Annotated in this window: 12 protein-coding genes, 1 tRNA gene and 1 pseudogene; 5 read left to right on the forward strand and 9 right to left on the reverse strand. The window is 65.3% G+C overall.

Annotation, left to right across the window (positions count from 1 at the left end):
• On the reverse strand, nucleotides 1-239 hold a 239-nt coding region (locus H8B02_RS49170), incomplete at its 3' end, for a tetratricopeptide repeat protein (RefSeq protein WP_376711766.1).
• A 218-nt stretch (nucleotides 240-457) separates the two neighbouring features.
• Between H8B02_RS49170 and H8B02_RS38690 the strand changes: the two genes are divergently transcribed.
• Entirely contained in the window at nucleotides 458-1,711 is a 1,254-nt protein-coding gene (locus tag H8B02_RS38690) for a glycosyltransferase family 87 protein (RefSeq protein WP_229170990.1), read from the forward strand.
• On the opposite strand, the gene H8B02_RS38695 is transcribed toward H8B02_RS38690, so the two are convergent.
• From H8B02_RS38695 to H8B02_RS38715, 5 genes are all read right to left on the reverse strand, one after another.
• On the reverse strand, nucleotides 1,692-2,438 hold the full coding sequence (locus tag H8B02_RS38695) for an SDR family oxidoreductase (protein WP_229170991.1): 747 nt from the start codon (nucleotides 2,436-2,438) through the stop codon (nucleotides 1,692-1,694). The two genes, H8B02_RS38690 and H8B02_RS38695, sit on opposite strands and share 20 nt — an antisense overlap.
• The gene (locus tag H8B02_RS38700; RefSeq protein WP_229170992.1) at nucleotides 2,438-3,823 is read right to left on the reverse strand and encodes an FAD-binding oxidoreductase; all 1,386 of its coding nucleotides are present in this window, start codon (nucleotides 3,821-3,823) and stop codon (nucleotides 2,438-2,440) included. Before H8B02_RS38700 ends, H8B02_RS38695 begins: the two co-directional genes overlap by 1 nt.
• A 2-nt stretch (nucleotides 3,824-3,825) precedes the next feature.
• Nucleotides 3,826-5,235, reverse strand: a complete 1,410-nt coding sequence (locus H8B02_RS38705; protein ID WP_229170993.1) for a UbiA family prenyltransferase — start codon at nucleotides 5,233-5,235, stop codon at nucleotides 3,826-3,828.
• Between the two features lie 170 nt (nucleotides 5,236-5,405).
• Nucleotides 5,406-5,482 (reverse strand) — tRNA-Arg (locus H8B02_RS38710).
• Nucleotides 5,483-5,598: 116 nt separating this feature from the next.
• Nucleotides 5,599-7,104 (reverse strand): flavin-containing monooxygenase, encoded by a 1,506-nt coding sequence (locus H8B02_RS38715; protein WP_229170994.1) that lies wholly within the window; start codon nucleotides 7,102-7,104, stop codon nucleotides 5,599-5,601.
• Nucleotides 7,105-7,165: 61 nt separating this feature from the next.
• Between H8B02_RS38715 and H8B02_RS38720 the strand changes: the two genes are divergently transcribed.
• The 3 genes from H8B02_RS38720 to H8B02_RS38730 all read left to right on the forward strand — a co-directional run bounded on the left by H8B02_RS38720 (nucleotide 7,166) and on the right by H8B02_RS38730 (nucleotide 10,015).
• Complete coding sequence (locus H8B02_RS38720) at nucleotides 7,166-7,840, forward strand: TetR/AcrR family transcriptional regulator (RefSeq protein ID WP_229170995.1); 675 nt, start codon at nucleotides 7,166-7,168, stop codon at nucleotides 7,838-7,840.
• A 193-nt stretch (nucleotides 7,841-8,033) separates the two neighbouring features.
• Entirely contained in the window at nucleotides 8,034-9,131 is a 1,098-nt protein-coding gene (locus tag H8B02_RS38725; protein WP_229170996.1) for a helix-turn-helix transcriptional regulator, read from the forward strand.
• A gap of 215 nt (nucleotides 9,132-9,346) precedes the next feature.
• A complete protein-coding gene (locus tag H8B02_RS38730) occupies nucleotides 9,347-10,015 on the forward strand; it encodes a hypothetical protein (RefSeq protein ID WP_229170997.1) in 669 nt (222 codons plus the stop codon).
• Here the strand turns inward: H8B02_RS38730 and H8B02_RS38735 are convergent.
• Genes H8B02_RS38735 through H8B02_RS38745 form a run of 3 tightly spaced genes read right to left on the reverse strand, consistent with a single transcriptional unit; the run spans nucleotide 10,005 to nucleotide 11,714 of the window.
• Nucleotides 10,005-10,427 (reverse strand): CAP domain-containing protein, encoded by a 423-nt coding sequence (locus tag H8B02_RS38735; RefSeq protein WP_229170998.1) that lies wholly within the window; start codon nucleotides 10,425-10,427, stop codon nucleotides 10,005-10,007. The genes H8B02_RS38730 and H8B02_RS38735 overlap by 11 nt on opposite strands.
• A 22-nt stretch (nucleotides 10,428-10,449) precedes the next feature.
• Nucleotides 10,450-10,650: a hypothetical protein gene (locus H8B02_RS38740; RefSeq protein WP_229170999.1), complete on the reverse strand. Its 201-nt coding sequence runs from the start codon at nucleotides 10,648-10,650 to the stop codon at nucleotides 10,450-10,452.
• Nucleotides 10,651-10,706: 56 nt separating this feature from the next.
• On the reverse strand, nucleotides 10,707-11,714 hold the full coding sequence (locus H8B02_RS38745) for a 2-dehydropantoate 2-reductase (RefSeq protein WP_229171000.1): 1,008 nt from the start codon (nucleotides 11,712-11,714) through the stop codon (nucleotides 10,707-10,709).
• Between the two features lie 149 nt (nucleotides 11,715-11,863).
• On the opposite strand from H8B02_RS38745, the pseudogene H8B02_RS38750 reads away from it, so the two are divergent.
• A pseudogene (locus H8B02_RS38750) lies at nucleotides 11,864-12,114 on the forward strand (YidB family protein); the annotation flags it as partial.

Raw genomic sequence — 12,114 nt, forward strand, 5'->3', positions numbered from 1 at the left:
CGCGTGGCGCGCTCGAGCGGCGCGATCGCCTCCTCGTTGCGCCTCTGGGCCATCAGCGCCCGTGCCAGGATCGAGGCCGCGCCGACGTCGGTCCGGTTTGCCTTCAACACCTCCGCCGCCAGCCGCTCGGCTTCGACGACTTGCCCCATCTGCAACGCGACCATGGCGCGTTGCAGGGCCGGGGGTGGGCTGGGCCCACGATGGGAAGGAGGCGGAGGTTTCGGCATGCGGCCCGTCATGAGATGGTTTTCCCAGCCGTTATCACTGCCGCCGACGGAGCTCCAGCGAAAGTCGCAGCCGAGCACCGAGATACCGGCCGGTTCCGGCAACGCCCGCGCGCCGATGTGATGCCCGGCGGCTGTCAGGCGACAGGCGCCGAACCACGCTCTCCCACCCGATTTTTCGACTGCTTAACCTATTCGACCTAGCCTGAACGGCCGAAACAGGGCCCGGCTTGATGTTCGCAACTACCCTCGAAGCAATTCGGTCGACCACGTCGAAGCGGACCGCCTACATCCGCGGAATCCTCGCGCTTCTGGCCATCGCCATCGTCTTCAAGGCGGTTTGGCTCGCCCAAGTGGGGCTCGGGCATGGCCGCGAGCTCGTCGATTTTGCCGCCTTCTACATCGCCGCAAAGCTGGTGTGGCTGGGCACCGTGGATCAGGCCTACCAGTTCGCGAAGCTCATCGTCATCCAGAGGGAGGCATCGGGCGGGCACGATGGCTTCATGTCGTGGACCTATCCGCCGCAGTTCAGCCTGCTGCTGGCGCCGTTCGCGCTGATCCCGGTCGGGATTGCCTATTTGCTGTTCGCCGCCTCGACGCTGACGCTTTACCTTGCCGTGCTGGGCCGCCTCGCAGGCGAGAACTTTGTGCTCGTGCTCATCGTCTTCTTTCCGACCATCGGGATCACACTGGCCTGCGGACAGAACGGCCTGCTGACGGCCGCGCTGATCGGAATGGTCTGCCTGTTCTTTGAAGAGCGGCCGGTCCTCGCCGGGGCTGCCCTCGGTCTGATGATCATCAAGCCGCATCTCGCCATCGCGTTCGCGGTCTACGCCATCTTGCGGCGGTCCTGGCTCGTCGCGATGACGGCGGCCGCCGTCGTGCTGATCAGCTCAGTGATCTGCACGGCGGTTTTCGGCGTGGAGATCTGGAGCGCGTTCCTGCAGAGCGTGCGCGATTCGTCGGTATTCCTGGAGCATGGAAACTACCCGATGCATCGCATGATCTCGATCTATGCCGCGTTGCGAACGGCAGGGATGTCCGCGTCGGCAGCGTTTGTCGCCCAGGGCGCCGTCGCGGTCCTGGCGCTTGCCGTCGTTCTCATCGCCGCCTTCCGGGCGATACCTGCGCGCGAGCGCCTCGGCCTCGTCGCGATCGTGTCGGTCTGCATCAGCCCTTACGCCTACGACTACGACTTTCTGATCTTCAGCGTCGGCCTGGCGCTGCTGTTGCCGGCGCTTCTGGCGAGCGCGCGAGAGTGGGAACGAGGCATCGTCTACGCCTTGCCGATCCCGATCGGAGCGTTTGGCTACCTGCAAGCGACGCAGATGGCGTCCTCCCACAACGGCGAACAGGCGCTCGGCACGCTCTCGATCGGCGGCTTCGCGATCGTTCCGCTGATCGCGCTCATTGTCGGAATTGTGCTGCTGCGCAGTTCAGGGACGGAAGCAGTCAGCGGATCGACCGTCAGATGCGCATCCGCTTGAAGATCGCCTCCGGCAGCGCGCAGATGATCGTCATCACCAGCCAAAACCGCCTGGCCACATAGATCACGTCCCGCGGCCTCGTCACGTCGGCCCGGTAGATATCCTCCGCGACCCGCTCCGGCTGCACGGTCAGCGGCGGCGGCAGCTTCATATGCGCCGTCATCTTCGTGCGCACGAATCCGGGCTTGACGGTGACGACGCGGACCTTGCCCGCGAGCGCCAGGCGATTGCGCAGGCCGGACAGGAATTGCGTGAAGCCGGCCTTGGCCGCGCCGTAGTAGTAGTTCGACGCCCGCCCGCGATCGCCGGCGACCGAACTGACCCCGACGATCGTTCCCGAGCCGCGCGCCTCGAAGGCTAGCGCGAACTGTTCGAGCAGCAGGCTGGGCGCCTCGAAATTGGTACGCATGATTGTCGTCGCAAGCTCGGGATCGGCCTGGGCACGCAGCTGATCGCCGAGCTCTCCGACAACGCACACGACGGTGTCCGGAAGCACGGAAAGGCCGGCGACGAAGCCGGCAAGCTGCCCGGTCTGCAGCACGTCGAGCGACTGAACCGTTGTGTCGACACCGCTTCGCGTCCTGATATCGTCAGCGTTGCGCTGTGCGGCTGCGAGATCGCGGGCGGCGAGCGTCACGCGCCAGCCCTCCTTTGCATAACGCAGCGCCGTCGCGTGCCCGATATCCGAGCTGCCGCCAATCACCAGAATTGATTTTGTGCCGGTCATCAAATTCCAAGCCGTGCTGAAAGATGGGAGACAAGGCGCGTGGTCGCCCCGGTCTGCTGGCGGATGTCCCGCAGGGCCGCAAGGCCCGGATATCCGGATTCGAACGTCGCGCGGGATTGCCGCGCGTCCTTGGCGAGGTAGAGCCGGCCGCCGGCATCGACCAACAGCGCGTCGAGCTGATCAAGAAACGCGAACAGCGTGTCGCTGACGGGAAAGTCCATCGTCAGGGTATAGCCGCGAAGCGGAAACGACATCGGCCCGCCGCCGTCGCCGAGCTGCTTGAGCACCGCAAGAAACGACGCATCGCCGCGCCGGGATACCCGATCCAGGATGTCGGCAAGCACGCGGCGTGCGCGCTCGAGCGGGATCACGCATTGATACTGCACGAAGCCGCGCCGGCCGTAGATCCTGTTCCAGTCGGCGATCGCATCGAGCGGAAAGAAATACGGATCCCAGTGGACGAGGCGCTGTTTGCCCTGATGCGCAGCGCCGCGGCGGAAATACAGCTCGTTGAACACGCGCATCGATGCGCGATTGAGCAGCCATCCGGGAAACAGCTCCGGCACCGACAGACGCTGGGTGCGAGGGCTGGGGAACGGCGCGAGGTCGGACCCCAGCCCATCCATGTCGCGGCGCGTGGCGTGCTCGGCCAGATAGACCAGCGACCGTCCGAGCGCCGCGCCGCGCGCAAGACAGTCGATCCAGGCCACCGAATAGGTGGAGGACGCGCTGCCTTCCAACTGATCGATCGCCGCGTCGAGATTGCCGGCGACGCGCGTGTCCTGCCGCAGCCAGGCCGTCTCGATCGGGAGCAGCCGCAGAGTCGCGTCGAGGATCATGCCGGTCAGTCCCATGCCACCCAGCGTCGCTGCGAACAGCGCGGCGTTTTCCGACCTTGAGCAGGAAACGATCTCACCGCCCGGCAGCGCAAGGCGGAATGAATCGACGATGGTGCCGAAGCCGCCGTCGCGATGGTGGTTCTTGCCATGAACGTCGGCTGCGATCGCGCCGCCGACCGTCACGAATTTCGTGCCGGGCACGACTTTCAGGAAGAAGCCGCGCGGCTCGAACGCCGCAAGGATGTCGGCGATCGTCACGCCGGCTTCGACCGTCAACTGGGCGGTCGCAGCATCGAAGCGCCGCATCCGGTTCAGGCCGCGCGATGAAATCGTGGATTGCGTGCCGATCGCCGCGTCGCCATAGGCGCGTCCCGCTCCGCGCGCGATGACACCGGACCACCGGAGCAGATCATCGCGGGCGCCTGCGGGCGACTGCGGCGCCAGCAATTCGGTCGACAGCTTGGGATAGTTGCCCCAACCGGCGAGACGAATCTCGCCTGGATCGGAGATCGCGCTTGCACGTCCTGGCAATGCTACGGTCGGCATCGCTAGATGGCGGCGAGCATGATGATGCCGATCGCGCCAAGGGCGGCCCAGCTGGCGCGATCGCGGAGCGCGAACATCACGGGATCATCATCGATCAATCCGCGCTGAGCGAACAGCATCACGCGGCCGATCCAGTACATCAGGATCGGACAGCAGACCCAGAGCAGCTGCGGATGGCTGTAGAGCGCGCGAACCGTATCGGAGGAGATGTAGAGCGTGAAGATCACGACGGCGTTGAAGCCCGACGCGGCGGCGAGGATCGCGACCATCGACTTGTCCTCGATCCGGTAGCCGCGCGCCGCCAGCACCGCGCCGTCCGGCTGGCTCGCGAGTTCGATATGGCGCTTCACCAGCGCCAGCGACATGAAGATGAACAGCGAGAACGCGAGCAGCCATTCCGACATCGGTACGCTGATCGCGACCGCGCCGCCGATCACGCGGACGGTATAAAGCGTCGCCAGCACGACGACGTCGACGATCGCGATGCGCTTGAGCCACAATGAATAGGAGGTGGTCAGCGCGAAATAGCCGAGCAGGACGCCGCCGAACCCGACCGATATGCACAATGCGATCGCGAACGCGGCAACCAGCGCGAGGGCCATCGCGCCGGCAGCTTGCGGCGCCGCGATGGCGCCGCTTGCGATCGGACGGTTGCGCTTGGCCGGATGGGCGCGGTCGGCGTTGATGTCGAGAATGTCGTTCAGGATGTAGGCACCCGACGCACAGAGCGAGAATGCGATCACCGCAAGCAGCGACGTCGCCGCCGACCCCGGTGCAAATTTATGCGCGGTCAGCAGCGGCACCAGCACGAGGGCGTTCTTCGCATATTGATGCACCCGAAGCAGCTTCAGCCAGCTGCGCACACCGGCCGGCGCGGGTGCAGCCGGCGCGGATCGACCGGGGCGCGCCACGCGTGACGCGAAGCCGGGCAGCGCAACCGCTTCGCTGCCGATGTAGTCGAAGCCCTGCCGGAGCACGGGCGGCAGGTCGTCGCTCCGCGAAGGCGGCGAACGGCCGCCCGAGGCGGCAGCCCATGCCGTGAAGACGCCGAGATGCTGGGCAACGGCGCTGACGAACGGCTCGGGATCGGTTTCCGAACAGAGATAGACCGGGCGGCCTTCGCCCAGCACCTGCAAAAGGAAGGTCACAACGTCGTGGTCGAACCGTGCGCGGGATGGATCGAAGCCCGATGCATCAGCAATACGTGCTGCCAGTCCCAAGGCGGTGGCAATCACCGTGGTGACGGCGCGAAAGCGGCTTGTGATCTCGGAAGCGATATCCGCCGCGAAGGAGCTTCCCGGAACCATCACCTCGTCGACATCGACAACAAGCGGCCGGCCCTTCGAACGCAGCGGATCGCGAAGGGCGTCGTTGCCGCCCTGCTCAACCCGTTCTGGAACGCTAGCTCGCATGCGCGCGGTTTTCCGGTGGCCCCCTCCCCAGTGTCCCGGGCTTTCCCTAATTTGGGGTGAACTGAGGGGGCAGACGGCCGGCAGGCCGCGCTGGAGCACGTTGCGCAAGGGCCGCTGAGGCTTCGATGAGGGGTGGAGGAGGCGCGCGTTGGGCGCAGCCAGGCGAAAAATGGCGATCCCGGGAAGACTCGAACTTCCGACCTACGGTTTAGGAAACCGTCGCTCTATCCGGCTGAGCTACGGGACCGCACCGCCCGCAGCGAAGCATGCGGGCGTCGCCCTCCCATAGCAGAGGTGCTGAATGATCGCCAGCCCGCGCCACATCAGGCGCATGCGAAGTTGCGTTGAGCCGGCGGTCGCGCGTTACGCCACCTGCCGGGCCGGATTGGAGGCAGCATTCGCCGCGCTGGCCCGGCGCGCCGGCAGAAACTCGATCGCCTCATCCTTCAGCGAGCCGAAACGCAGCGTCATGATATCGAGCGCATAGTTCTGGTAGAGCCGCCACGGCCGGCGCGAGCCCTGTTTGGGGAACCTGGCGGCGGCGCGCTGGATATAGCCCGAGGAGAAATCCACCCAGGGCAGCTCGGTCACGGTCGGATCGTTCCGCCGCGGCGTGACTTGCGCGTAGCCGTTCGCCTTCATGTGGTTAAGCATGCGGCAGACATACTCGCAGGTCAGGTCGCATTTCAGCGTCCAGGATGCGTTGGTGTAACCGAACGCCGCGGCAAGGTTCGGCACGCCCGAATACATCAGCCCCTTGTAGTTCATGGTCTTCGACAGATCGACCGGCGCGCCGTCGACCTTGATCTCGAGCCCGCCGAGCACCTGCAGGTCGAGGCCGGTCGCGGTCACCACGACGTCGGCGTCGAGCACATTGCCGCTCTTGAGCTTGATGCCGCCGGGCGTGAAGGTCTCGATCTGGTCGGTCACGACAGACGATCCGCCGCTACGCAGCGATTGAAAGAGATCGCCGTTCGGCACCAGGCAAAGCCGCTGGTCCCACGGATTGTAGCTCGGCGTAAAATGGGTGGCGATGTCGTAGTCGGGGCCGAGCGCATGGCGGACGCCGCCGAGGATCAGCTTCTTCACGCGCTCCGGATCGCGCTTGCAGAGCCGGTAGAAATACATGCCGAACAGCACGTTCTTCCAGCGCGTGAGGCCGTAAGCGAGTTTTGCCGGCAGCCGCGCCCGCAGCCAGTTGGCGACCTTGTCCTCGTCGGGCCGCGCGACGACATAGGTCGGCGAACGCTGCAGCATCGTGACATGGGCTGCGGTCTTGGCCATTTCCGGCACCAGCGTCACCGCGGTCGCGCCGCTGCCGATCACCACCACCTTCTTGCCGGCATAGTCGATGTCGTCGGTCCACTTCTGCGGATGGACGACGCGGCCGGCGAAATCGCCGATGCCGGGGAAGTCAGGCGTGTAGCCGTGCTCGTATTTGTAGTAGCCGCTGCACATGAACAGGAAGCTGCAGGTGAGGCGCTCCATCGTCTGCTCCGGCCCGCGCTCGACTTCGACCGTCCATTGCGAGTCGGCCGACGACCAGTCGGCGCGCACGACGCGGTGGCTGAAGCGGATGTTCTTGTCGATGCCGTACATGCGCGCGGTCTCGCGCACATAATTCAGGATCGACGGGCCATCGGCGATCGCCTTCGGCTCGGTCCAGGGCCGGAACGAATAACCGAGCGTGTACATGTCGGAGTCGGAGCGGATGCCGGGATAGCGGAACAGGTCCCAGGTCCCGCCGATGCAATCGCGGCCTTCGAGAATGGCGTAGCTGCGGTCCGGGCAGTTGGCCTGCAGATGATAGCCGGCACCGATGCCCGACAGCCCGGCACCAACGATCAACACGTCGAAATGAGCAGACATGCCCTGACCCTCCCGCGGCAGAATTGACAATCTGTATTGTCAGATAACTTGACATCTGACAATGGCGCGTGTCAATACACTTTTCATGGCAAGCAGCCGGAAAGCCCGCCTCTATGGCGGTATGGACGCCGAGGAACGCCGCGCCGAGCGGCGGCTGAAGCTGATCAATGCGGCGATCGAGGTCTATGGCGAGGTCGGCTATCGCGGCGCCACCGTGAAGGCGATATGCGAGGCGGCCGAGCTCACCGAACGCTATTTCTACGAGTCCTTTTCCAACAGCGAAGCCCTGCTGATCGCCGCCTACAACCATGTCGTAGGCCACCTCCACGAGGAGATGACGGCTGCCGCGGCGGCCGCCGGCGGCGATGCCGAGATGAGGCTGCGCGCCGCGCTGACGCTGTATTTCACCCGTTTGAAGGAGCATCCGAAGCCCGCGCGGGTCTTTCTGCTGGAGATTTCCGGCATCAGTCCGGCGGTCGATGCCGTCAAGCTCGACGCGTTGCGCGTCTTCAGCGACATCCTGGTGCCGCCGACGCTCGATCCGAAACACAGCGACAAGGCCGCGGCTGCCACGCTGCTCTCGATCGGCATGGTCGGCGCGGTCATCTCGATCGCGCTGCGCTGGGTCTCGAAGCAATATCCGCAAGCCGTCGAGGACGTCGTTGCGATCGCCGCCAGCTTCTGCCGCGTGGCATTGACCGAGGCCGATCGCCGCCGGGATCTGCACTTGCTGTAGCGGTGGGCTCGCCCGCTCGCCGATTTTCGATCATGTTTCGTCAGGGTTTGCGGGCCCGGCGTTCGGCCGTGACGCTGATTTAACTTGCATATCTGGCGGTCCGGGCTTTCTTATGCACGGTAGCGGGAGCAAACGGGTCCGACCTGTTTCGTCCTGTGAAACAACAAAAACTGCATCAGGCGGAGCTGAGCCTTTGGTCGACGTGCACAGGCTGGACGACGTGACCGCGCGCCTTGGCGACGTGGTTCTCGATCCCGCGACCTGGCCGTCCTTCATGGACGAGGTCTGCGCGGCCGTCGGCGCGACCGGGGCTGCGATGCTTCAGAGCGATATCCGCACCGAGGACATTCCGCGCACGCAATCGATCACCGACTATTTCACCAAGACCTACTTCCCGCAGAATTTTCATCTCACCGACATTCGCGCGGCGCGCGGCGTGCCGCTGATGCTCGCCGGCACCAACGTCATCACCGACGCCGACCTGTTCGGCGGCGAAACCGAGATGCTGCGCGATCCACTCTACGCCACACTTGGACAGTTCGGGCTGAAGTGGTTCGCGGGGATCGGCTTCCGCGCCGGCCCGGCATTGTGGGCACTCAGCATCCAGCGCTCACCGAAGGAAGGCATGTTCGATGCCGACGAGGTCAAGGCGCTCTCGAGAATCTCGGCGCGGCTGACCGAAGCCGCGACGCTGTCCACCGTCGTCGGCCGCTCCGCAATCTCGGGCATCACCAGCGCGCTCGACCTGATCCAGGTCGCGGCGATTGCCGTCGGCCGCTTCGGCGCCGTCATCGGCATGAACAGCCAGGCGGAAGCCTGCCTCGGCCATGAACTTGCGATCCGCAACAACCGCCTCACCCTGCTCGACCGGCAGGCCAATACCGATCTGACCAGGCTAATCGATCTGCTGGCCCACAGCTCGGACCTGCACCCGCTCCCGACATCGCCGATCGTGGTGCGCAGGATCGACAAGCGGCCGATCGTGATCCAGATGCAGCCGGTGCCTCCGGCCGCACGCTCACCGTTCCTGGGCGCGCGCGCGATCCTGTTGATCCGCGATCTCGAGGGCAACGCCGCATTCGATCAGGCGCTGCTGGCGGCGGCGTTCGAGCTGACCCCGGCGCAGACGCGCCTCGCCACGCGACTTGCGCGCGGCGATTCGGTCGAGGCGGCCGCACAGGAAGCCGGCATAGCCCTTGCCACCGCGCGCAATCAGCTCAAGACGATTTTCCAGAAGACCGGCACGCATCGGCAGGCGGAACTCGTCGCATTGCTGCACCGGATGAAATGAACGATTCGAGGCGAATTGTTCCAAATTACGGTGCGGCGATACGGCAAGAATTCTTGAAACATTGCAATTGCGTACAGCGATTACTCGATCAGGCCAAACGGCTGATCTGCGACTTAAATGATCAGGGAAATCGCCCGGTTCCACGTGACAAGCGTCACTAAAATGGCGACAATCTGCTCACTCTGTGTCGTTCGGGTTTGCTTGCAATGTCCGTGATGCCGTCACGATCATCGACGTTGGCTGTTGGCGTTTTGGTCGCCGCGTTCGCGCTGGCGCCGATGAGCGCGCACGCGCAATGGTGGCGCAGCGCGCCGAAGGATTTCGAGGATTGTGCCGACCTCGCCGAGAAGGCGAAGTCCAGGGAAGACAAGACCGCGCAACTCGCCGACTGCAATGCCAAGTTTGCCGGACGCCGCAAGCCCGGCGGCGGCTACACCTACTACGACTTCATGCAGGATCGCAGCTTCGACATCGCCGGCCCCAATCCGACGCCGGACGAGCAGAAGAAGATCGACCAGGAATATACCGGCTATCTCGAGAAGGAGCGCCGCTCCAGCATCGTCGCGGCGTTCAATGCCAAGCAGCTCGAGCGGCAGGACAAGCAGCAGGTGCGGCCGCCGCAGCTTCAACAGGCGTCGCTTCACAGCGAGCCAGTGCACAGCGAGCCGGCGAAAGTCCCGGCCCCGGTCGCAAGGCCGGTCAAGCCGCGGGTTGCTGCTGCCCCTCTTCCTAGGGTACGGCCGCAGGCGGCGAGTTGCGTGAAGGGCACGTTCTCCTGCGAATGGCCGCGGCTTTCCGAAGGATTGGACGGCCTGAAGAAACTGTTCACGCCGGCATCGCCGCCGCCGACCAAGCTCGCGAAGCGAACCGACGTCAGTCGGTAATCACCATCGCCCAGAACCGGCGGTACGGCGACTTCGGATTGTCGACGAAGGCCACACCCACGCGCTTCGCGCCTGGCATCAAGAGATTCTCGCGATGCCCCGCCGAGTTCTCCCACTGCTGCAGCATCTCGGCGAAGGCGATGAAGCCGGCGCCGATATTTTCTGCGGCGCGCTGCTTCTTCAGCGGAGCGATGCGGGTGAAGAAGCTGCCACCCGCGGAGTGGCTGACCGATCCGGTCGCCGACATCGCCTGCGCCTGCTTCAGCGCCATCACATTCAGCTTCGCGTCGAGCTTCACTGCAGGCATATGGTTGGCGCGCCGGTAGGCACTGATCGAACCGGCATAATCGGCGGCGTCTGCAGCCGTAGCGATGCCGAGCACGAAGGTGAGCGCGAGGAACAGCAGCTTCATCTGAGGTCTTCTCTGCAATGGATCAGTGCGCGCGACCGCGCTTGTGGTGTCGATGCGTGACCGGTTTGCGCGCAGGCCTGACCGATTGGTCCGACGCCGCCGCGCGCTGCTCCTGCAACCGCGCATCATAGCCCGGCGAAGGTGTCACGGTCGGCGGCGCAGCGCGCACCGGGCCGGCGGCGAGTGCAACAAACGTGAGCAGCATGATGCAGGATCGTTTCATGATGTCACCTCCTCGGTTATCCGAACGCTATGCCAGACGATGGTCGGCGCTCATGGTCAGCGGCCATCGCGAACCTGTTCCGGCGTCAGCCCCGGCGAGCCCTTGCCATCGGCCTCCGCCTTCCGGATCAGCGCGATGACGCGGCGCGACAGCGGCGCCGCGAGGCCGCGGCGATCCGCGATCGCGGTGATCACGCCCTGCAGATAGTCGATCTCGGTACGCCGGCCACGCTGCAGATCTTCCCACATCGAGGAGCGCGCTTCGGGATCGATCTTCATGGTGCGGCCGAGCAGCATGTCGAACAGCGCATCCGGCAGCCGCAACAATGCCGGCATCCAGCCCGAAGGCAGCGGCGTCGGCGACACCGGCGCAATCCCTTCGGCGCGAATCGCGGCCAAACCCTCGGCCATCTGGTCGGCGAACAGTCGTCGCCAGCCGCGCTGTGCGAGCTGCTGCCGCAGCGGAATGTTGGACAGCGCATTGAGCGCGTTGTTGAGATTGACGATCAGCTTGCCCCACTGCACGCCATCGATGTTGGCGGTGCCCTTCATCGCAAGGCCCGGCACCGAGAGCCGCGCGGCGGTGCCGGCATCATCCTGCGCGATCACGATGTCGCCCGAGGTCGAGCGATGGAAGCGGCCGTCGCCGAGCGCGACCACATTGAACGGCACCATGCCGCCAAGCACCTTGCGGGCCGGCAGGCGGTCGCGCAGCAGCGGCACATTGCCGACGCCATTCTGCAGGCTGATCACCGCGGCATCGGCGGCTGCGTGGCGTGCGATCAATTCGGCGATCTCGGCGGTATCGGCGCTCTTCACTGTTACCAGCACCGTCTGGACGTCGCGCAGGATCGACGGATCGTCGGACAGAATGAGCCGGTCCGCGGATACCATCCGCTCCGAGCCGTCGAAACTGCTGACCCGCAAGCCGTTGCCTGCGATTTCATGGATCAACCGCGGCCGCGCCAGCAGCGCGACGCGGCGGCCGGACGCGGCCAGCATGCCGCCGACGAAGCAACCGATGCTTCCGGCGCCCGCGATGCCGATCGGCCGGTCCGCGTTCATCTGGCTAAACGTCCGTTCATCAGGGCTCGATAGCAGACCTTGGGTTGCCTGCCTATTTCCACGCGCCGCCGCCGGGGGGCCCGCCTTGTAACCGTCATGGCCCGAAGCTATGTTTCCGGCTCGGGGCACGGTTGCGGCAGGAGACGATCATGGGTTTACTCGACGTACTCAACGGCATGCAGAACGGCCCACGCGGTCCAAGCGCGCCAAGCACACCATCCGACAGCTCCAGCGGCGGCGGCAGCGGAATGTCGCCGATGACCATGGCCATCCTGGCGTTGCTCGCCTGGAAGGCGGTCAAGCATTTCTCCGGCGGCCAGCCGGGCGCGACCGCCCCTCAGCCGACTCCGGCGCAAGCGCCGTCACTCCCCGGCAATGTCACCGCGAGCCTGCCCGGCGG

The sequence above is a fragment of the Bradyrhizobium altum genome (assembly GCF_020889705.1).
Taxonomy (GTDB): Bacteria; Pseudomonadota; Alphaproteobacteria; order Rhizobiales; family Xanthobacteraceae; genus Bradyrhizobium; species Bradyrhizobium altum.

Coding starts and splice junctions, on each gene's coding strand:
- H8B02_RS38690 (WP_229170990.1), top strand. CDS start 458: ATGTTCGCAACTACCCTCGAAGCAATTCGGTCGACCACGTCGAAGCGG.
- H8B02_RS38695 (WP_229170991.1), bottom strand. CDS start 2,438: ATGACCGGCACAAAATCAATTCTGGTGATTGGCGGCAGCTCGGATATC.
- H8B02_RS38700 (WP_229170992.1), bottom strand. CDS start 3,823: ATGCCGACCGTAGCATTGCCAGGACGTGCAAGCGCGATCTCCGATCCA.
- H8B02_RS38705 (WP_229170993.1), bottom strand. CDS start 5,235: ATGCGAGCTAGCGTTCCAGAACGGGTTGAGCAGGGCGGCAACGACGCC.
- H8B02_RS38715 (WP_229170994.1), bottom strand. CDS start 7,104: ATGTCTGCTCATTTCGACGTGTTGATCGTTGGTGCCGGGCTGTCGGGC.
- H8B02_RS38720 (WP_229170995.1), top strand. CDS start 7,166: ATGGCGCGTGTCAATACACTTTTCATGGCAAGCAGCCGGAAAGCCCGC.
- H8B02_RS38730 (WP_229170997.1), top strand. CDS start 9,347: ATGCCGTCACGATCATCGACGTTGGCTGTTGGCGTTTTGGTCGCCGCG.
- H8B02_RS38735 (WP_229170998.1), bottom strand. CDS start 10,427: ATGAAGCTGCTGTTCCTCGCGCTCACCTTCGTGCTCGGCATCGCTACG.
- H8B02_RS38740 (WP_229170999.1), bottom strand. CDS start 10,650: ATGAAACGATCCTGCATCATGCTGCTCACGTTTGTTGCACTCGCCGCC.
- H8B02_RS38745 (WP_229171000.1), bottom strand. CDS start 11,714: ATGAACGCGGACCGGCCGATCGGCATCGCGGGCGCCGGAAGCATCGGT.